This window comes from Acetobacter sp. DsW_063, from assembly GCF_002153745.1.
Lineage (GTDB): Bacteria > Pseudomonadota > Alphaproteobacteria > Acetobacterales > Acetobacteraceae > Acetobacter.
This window is the reverse complement of sequence record NZ_JOPL01000083.1, coordinates 1-5,704: the sequence shown is the minus strand read 5'-3', so window position 1 is coordinate 5,704 and position 5,704 is coordinate 1. Positions and strand designations below refer to the sequence as shown.

Sequence of the window (5,704 nt, the reverse complement as noted above, 5' to 3'; positions counted from 1 at the left end):
CATTCAGGCGGCGCTGGGACGTGTGGCGGCGATCGGACGCGATCCTTCGGGAGTGCTTGGCGCGCTGGGCGTCGCGGTGGTGCGGAACACACAACGACGTATGGAAAGGGGCGTCGATCCACGCGGCGTCCTTTGGTGGTCTTACGCACCGCTCAACCCACTCTACCGCAGCACAAAAGAAGGTCCGTCAATCCTGATCGGGCGCGGAGGCTTCCGCGATGGCCTTGCCGCGAGCATTGTATCTCAGGTGCGTGGCAATACGCTGGTCTGGGGGTCGAAAAAGGAATACGCCCGCATCCACCAGCTTGGCGGATGGATATTTCCCAGGACAGCCCCGGCGCTCACATTCTCGATGGGTGGTCTTCGCTTTCACGTTCAGAGCGTGTTCATCCCCGAGCGTCCCTATCTCGGATTTACGTCAGAGGACCGTGACGCGCTGCTGGGCGAACTGGAGGAATATCTCGCGCGGGCCATGCGTGGGTGACGCCCCGGCGGCTAAGATAGCGTTTAAGAGCGGCTAAGAGGGGGCTGTGCGGGTTTAAGGGCTTCGCGCCCCCCATCGTAGCGATCGGTCTGTCGGCGGCGGCTCTGTGGCGATTGTGCGCGGGGCGCAATTTCTGGCATCAGGAGCGTGCGGAATCGCTCTCGGCGGGGCGCTCAAGGATTTGAGCATTAGCGCCAGTTTTCCGTTCCGGCAGGTTGGCCGCCATGCCTCCCCTTCTTCAATACCACGCAATGCTCCCGGTCGGGTCCGCTGATACGGCGCCCGAATGGATTCATTTGCTCCCGGCCGGAGAGTTCCGGGGAGCGGACGGGCGTGGTCCCTATCGCGTGGAGAACGCCAATGCGCTGATCCTGCATTCGATGCAGAGCGGCAAGCTGCTGCTCGACGAAAATCATGCCGCCGATCGCGCGGCGGTTACGGGCGGCTCCGCTCCGGCGGCGGGGTGGATTGTCGAATTGCAGTCCCGCGATGACGGGATCTGGGGGCGCGTCGACTGGACGAGCGTCGGCTCCGACATGGTCGCGGGCCATCTCTATCGTGGGGTCAGCCCCGCTTTCGCGACCGACGCCAGAGGCTCGGTGACGCGGATCGCACGGGCGAGCCTGACGAACCTTCCGAATCTCGACCTCACACATCTTCACTCATCACAGACGGAGAACACGCGCATGGATCGCGCTGAAGTCGCGCGTCTGCTGGGTTTGCCAGCAGATGCGACGGAGAACGACGTCACGCAGGCGCTGACCCGCGCGCGTGACGGTCTGTCGCTGCACGCCCGCGCCGCCGAACTGGCCGGCGTGCCCGCAACCTCTGGGGCCGAGGCCATCGTGACCGGGCTGCGGGCGCGACAGGAGGGCGTGAGCACGCACGCCCAGCAGCAGATCGAGGGTCTGCGCACGCAAATCGAGCAGCTGACGAAAGCCGGATCGGCCGCATGGGTCGAGGCGAAAGGCCGCGAGCGCGTCATCTCCGACCAGCTCCGCGACGAACTGGTCACGTTGCACGCGCAGAATCCGGATCTGGCTGAAAAGATCGTGTCCGGTCTCGTCCCTGTCCCTGACGCGAACGTCGTGATGCACACGCAGGGCGGAGCCGCGCGTGCGACCACGCAGGGCGGCGTCGCGGCGGAGCTGCTGGCGAAAATGGACGCCGGGCTCGGCATCAAGGCCGACGCCGGTAAGGAGGGCAAGTAAATGCCGTTGACCTCTGACGCGGTCTATCTCGAAAAAAAGGTGCCGCACGGACCGGAATTTCCGCACACGGTCGCATCCGGCGTGAAGGTGTTTCGTGGCTCTCTCTGCGTCGTTTGCGATGACGGCACGGTTGTGCTGCCGCAGACCGCGTCCCCTGCGTCGCCCATGGTTGCGATCGTCGGTCTTGCTGACCGTCAGGTGGACAATACGGGCTCGTCCGGTCTGGCGCCGGCCGTCGGCATCGCGCCGTCGCTTTGGCCGCAAAAAGGCTGCTGGGCGCTGACGTTCGACACCGCCCCGACCTGGGCGAGCGTCGGAGAGCCCGTCTACGCGGTGGATGACGCGACGGTCTCGCTCACCGAAACCCCGTCGGGCGGAACGGCCCGGCTCGAGGTCGGCACGATCGCCGGCATTGACGAGGCGGGAAACGCCTTCGTCCTGATCTCCTGAGGCGACTGACATGGATATCAACGCGGGAAACGTCAACGCGCTGACGACGAAGATCAACACGTCGTTCAACCAGTATCTGACGGTCGCGCCGTCGCTGTATCAGCGATTCTCGATGACGGTGGCAAGCAGCGCGGGCGAAAACTTCTATCCGCGCATCGCCGAGATCGGCGGCCTGCGCGAGTGGGTCGGCCAGCGCGAGATCGAACGGCTGAAGGTCGGTGGCTTCCGGATCACGAACCGCACGTTTGAGCAGACGATCGCCATTCGTCGCGAGGATCTGGAAGACGACCAGTTCGGCGTTCTGACGCCAGCCATCGAGCAGCTGGGCTACAACGCTTCGGTCATGCCGGACGAGCTGGTGTTCGACGCGCTGATGGCTGGCAAGACGACGATCTGCATGGACGGGCAGAACTTCTTCGACACCGACCACCAGACCTGGGACGAGAACGGCAAGCCCGTCGCGTATTCGAATATCGGCGCGTTGGCGTCGGGCGAGACGGCCGGGGCGCGCTGGTATCTGTTCGACACGACGCGTCCGCTCAAGCCGATGATCTTCCAGACGCGGCGTCCGTTCGTGCTGACCGCGAAAACCCAGCTTTCCGAGGGCAACGTTTTCAACGGTAATGAATTTATCTGGGGAACCGACGGCCGTTGCGCCGCAGGCGTCGGCATGTGGCAGCTGGCCTATACATCGAACCGGCCGCTTTCCGCGGCCTCGTTTCAGGACGCGCTGACGGCCATGGCGTCGCTGCGCCGGAAGGACGGCACTCCCTATGGCATCCGTCCGAATCTGCTGGTGGTCCCGAGCAATCTGGAAAGCACGGTGCGGCTTTTGCTGAACGCCGAATTTGTGCCCAGCACCGGATCGTCGACGACGGTGACGGTCAGCAACCCATGGCGCGGAGCGGCGGATTTCATCGTCGCGCCTCGTCTGTCTCTCACGGCTGGAGCGTAAGATGGCTGTTCCTCCCAAGGCGAAAGCCGAAAACTCCGCTCCGGACGCTGGGGGCGCGCGCGTTCTCGGCCATGGTGGCGGCATCGAGGCGAAAAGCGGCGACGTGATCGTCGTCTGTCGCATTCCGGACTTTCGTCGTGCGGGCATCACGCATAAGCCGCTCGCGGTCTATGCGGACGGCGAACTGACGGACGGGCAGATCGACGCCATCGCGGCTGATCCGCAGTTCGAGGTCATCAAGGTAAACTGATGGCCTACGCGACCGTCGCAGACATGATCTCGCGCTATGGGCTCGACGAGCTTGTGGCGGCGACGGCGTCGCGGGACGAACCGCTGGACACGCTCAATCAGGGGCGTGTGGAGCAGGCGCTCGATGATGCGTCCAGCCTGATCGATTCCTATCTGATCCGCCGCTACGTGGTGCCGGTTAATCCGGTTCTCCCGGTTCTGAAGCATGCCTGTTGCAAGCTGGCGCGTTACGCGCTGGCGACGTCCGACCGGCTGACGCCGACCGACCAGATGCGCGCCGACCGGAAAGACGCCCAGACGTGGCTTGCGGATATCGGCGCTGGTCGCGCGACGCTGGACAATGCGGTTGCCGCCGATCGCAGCGGCGAATGGTCGCGGTTCGCGGCGCGGCGACCCGGGTTGTCCGATACGAGGTGCTTCTGATGGCGCTCTCAGAGGAGGCTTATCCCGTTCTCCTGCGCGACGGAAACGTCATCGCGAAGGCGGCGCGCGCGCTTCGGGCGAGGCTGGAGCTGGCGTTTCCGCCTGCATATTTCCGTCACCGGATGATGCCGCCGAGCGCGTCGAGGAAGACGTGGGAAGAGGTCTTGCGCGTGGATCAGTCGATCCTGATCGCGTTCCAGTCATGGAAACCGAGCGCGCGCGTCGGGCAGACCTTTCGTGGGAACCTGTCGTTTCCGGTTTTCGGCGTGGTTCGCCATACCGATCCCGAGGCGCTGTTTTTCGGAACGCAGCAGCTGCGCGGAATGGGCGTCGCAGGTGTTTCGGCCATTCTTCCGGCCTTTCTGCATGGCTGGACGCTTCCGGGCGTCGGACGATGTGTCGTCGGCGATATTTCTCTGCCCGAAGCGGCCGACTGGCTCGACGATCGGTGCGCGATCATCGGCGTGTCGGCCGTGTTCGAGGATGTGGCGCTCGATGACGCGGAAGCTATCGCGCAGCTCGATGATTTTCTGCGCCTGGGCGAGACGTGGAACGAGGCGGGCGAAGACATGCCGCAGACCATTTTCAATGTGAGGGACGACGCATGATTACCGTGACGCCCGCCGAGGGTCGAAAGGTGAAGGACCAGAGCGGCCGGGAAATGACCGGCGAGTTTCAGGTCGACGAAAAGAACGTGTTCTGGGCGGCGCTGTTACGATGGAAGGACATCGTGCCGGTGAAGTCTGAGGCAAAGCCTGAAGTCGCGCCCGTCGCGACGTCAGAGACCGAGAAGAAGGCTATCGCGAAATGAGCGGCACGATCTCATTCAACGAAATTCCGTCCGGCTGGAAAGTTCCGGGCGCATACGCGGAAGTCGCCAACGGCACGTCAAACAATTCGGTCACGGGCGTGCCGCTTCGGGCGCTGATCATCGGTGTGCTCGGCTCCGGTGCGGGCGTCGCGGGCGCGGTCTATCGCAACGTCACGCCCTCCCTGGCGTCCGTGCTGGCGGGGCCTGAAACGGTCGCCGCGCGCGCCGTCAAGGCGTTCAACACCGATGCGCCTTACACCGCTCTTGATCTCGTCCTCGTGGCGTCCGCGAGCGGCAGCGCCTCGGCAGTCTGGACAGTCACGCCTGTTCTCTCGACGTCAGCGGTCGCCGGACAGGTCGCCCTGCAGGTAAACGGCGTCCGGATCGCGACGGCAGTGACTGCGGGAATGACCGCAGCGGCGCTTGGGGCAGCGATTGCGGCCTCCTTCACGGCGGCGCTGCAGACGCAGACGGGGGTAACGTGCGCGGTGTCGGCCACGACCGGAGCGCTGACTTTGACCGCCACGGAGAAAGGCGGGTGGACGTCGGATATTGACGTGCGACAGAGCACGCTTTCCGAGGATACGACTGCGGGCGTGTCGTTCACGATTGCGGCGACCACGCCTGGCGCCGGGTGGCCGGATATGAGCCCGGCGATCACGGCGACGTCGCATACGTGGTACACTGATATCGCGTCCTGCCTATACGATCAGGCCAATCTCACGACCTTCGCGACCGAACTGTCCAGGCGTTTCAACGCAATGGTGAAGCTGGATGCGCAGGGTTACGTCTCGACGCGCATGACATACAGTCAGGCGCTGGCATTGGGCGACACCCTCAATTCCCGATTCCTGACGGTGTTGCCCGCGAACGGCGCTCTGTTTGAGCCTGCGGTCGCTGCTGCGTCCTATGCGGCGGTCGCCAGCGCGGCCCTGAATACCGACCCGTCGCGTCAGTTGCGCGGGCTGGAGTTGACGGCGCTTGCGGGGCTCGGTCCCGACGACGCCGATCGGTTCGATATGGACATGCGTCAGCAGTTGCTGTCGACCGGCATGAGCACGTTCCTCGTCGGACAGGACGGAACCGTCACGATCGAGCGCGCGATCACCACAAACCAGACC

The 5,704-nt window shown here is 64.4% G+C and carries 9 protein-coding genes; all 9 read left to right on the top strand.

The window, feature by feature from the left end; translation table 11 throughout:
* A partial coding sequence (locus tag HK28_RS10925) for a phage virion morphogenesis protein (RefSeq protein ID WP_086644608.1) occupies positions 1-484 on the top strand: 484 nt, incomplete at its 5' end.
* A 224-nt stretch (positions 485-708) separates the two neighbouring features.
* Positions 709-1,695, top strand: a complete 987-nt coding sequence (locus HK28_RS10920; RefSeq protein ID WP_086644607.1) for a phage protease — start codon at positions 709-711, stop codon at positions 1,693-1,695.
* Positions 1,696-2,145, top strand: a complete 450-nt coding sequence (locus tag HK28_RS10915) for a hypothetical protein (RefSeq protein ID WP_086644606.1) — start codon at positions 1,696-1,698, stop codon at positions 2,143-2,145.
* 10 nt (positions 2,146-2,155) lie between these two features.
* Complete coding sequence (locus tag HK28_RS10910) at positions 2,156-3,100, top strand: Mu-like prophage major head subunit gpT family protein (protein WP_086644605.1); 945 nt, start codon at positions 2,156-2,158, stop codon at positions 3,098-3,100.
* A 1-nt stretch (position 3,101) separates the two neighbouring features.
* Complete coding sequence (locus HK28_RS10905; protein WP_086644604.1) at positions 3,102-3,350, top strand: hypothetical protein; 249 nt, start codon at positions 3,102-3,104, stop codon at positions 3,348-3,350.
* Positions 3,350-3,772: a DUF1320 domain-containing protein gene (locus HK28_RS10900; RefSeq protein WP_086644603.1), complete on the top strand. Its 423-nt coding sequence runs from the start codon at positions 3,350-3,352 to the stop codon at positions 3,770-3,772. Before HK28_RS10905 ends, HK28_RS10900 begins: the two co-directional genes overlap by 1 nt.
* The gene (locus HK28_RS10895; RefSeq protein ID WP_086644602.1) at positions 3,772-4,380 is read left to right on the top strand and encodes a hypothetical protein; all 609 of its coding nucleotides are present in this window, start codon (positions 3,772-3,774) and stop codon (positions 4,378-4,380) included. The genes HK28_RS10900 and HK28_RS10895 overlap by 1 nt, the downstream gene beginning before the upstream one ends.
* Positions 4,377-4,583 (top strand): hypothetical protein, encoded by a 207-nt coding sequence (locus HK28_RS10890; RefSeq protein ID WP_086644601.1) that lies wholly within the window; start codon positions 4,377-4,379, stop codon positions 4,581-4,583. Before HK28_RS10895 ends, HK28_RS10890 begins: the two co-directional genes overlap by 4 nt.
* A partial coding sequence (locus HK28_RS10885; protein WP_086644600.1) for a hypothetical protein occupies positions 4,580-5,704 on the top strand: 1,125 nt, incomplete at its 3' end. The genes HK28_RS10890 and HK28_RS10885, both read left to right, overlap by 4 nt.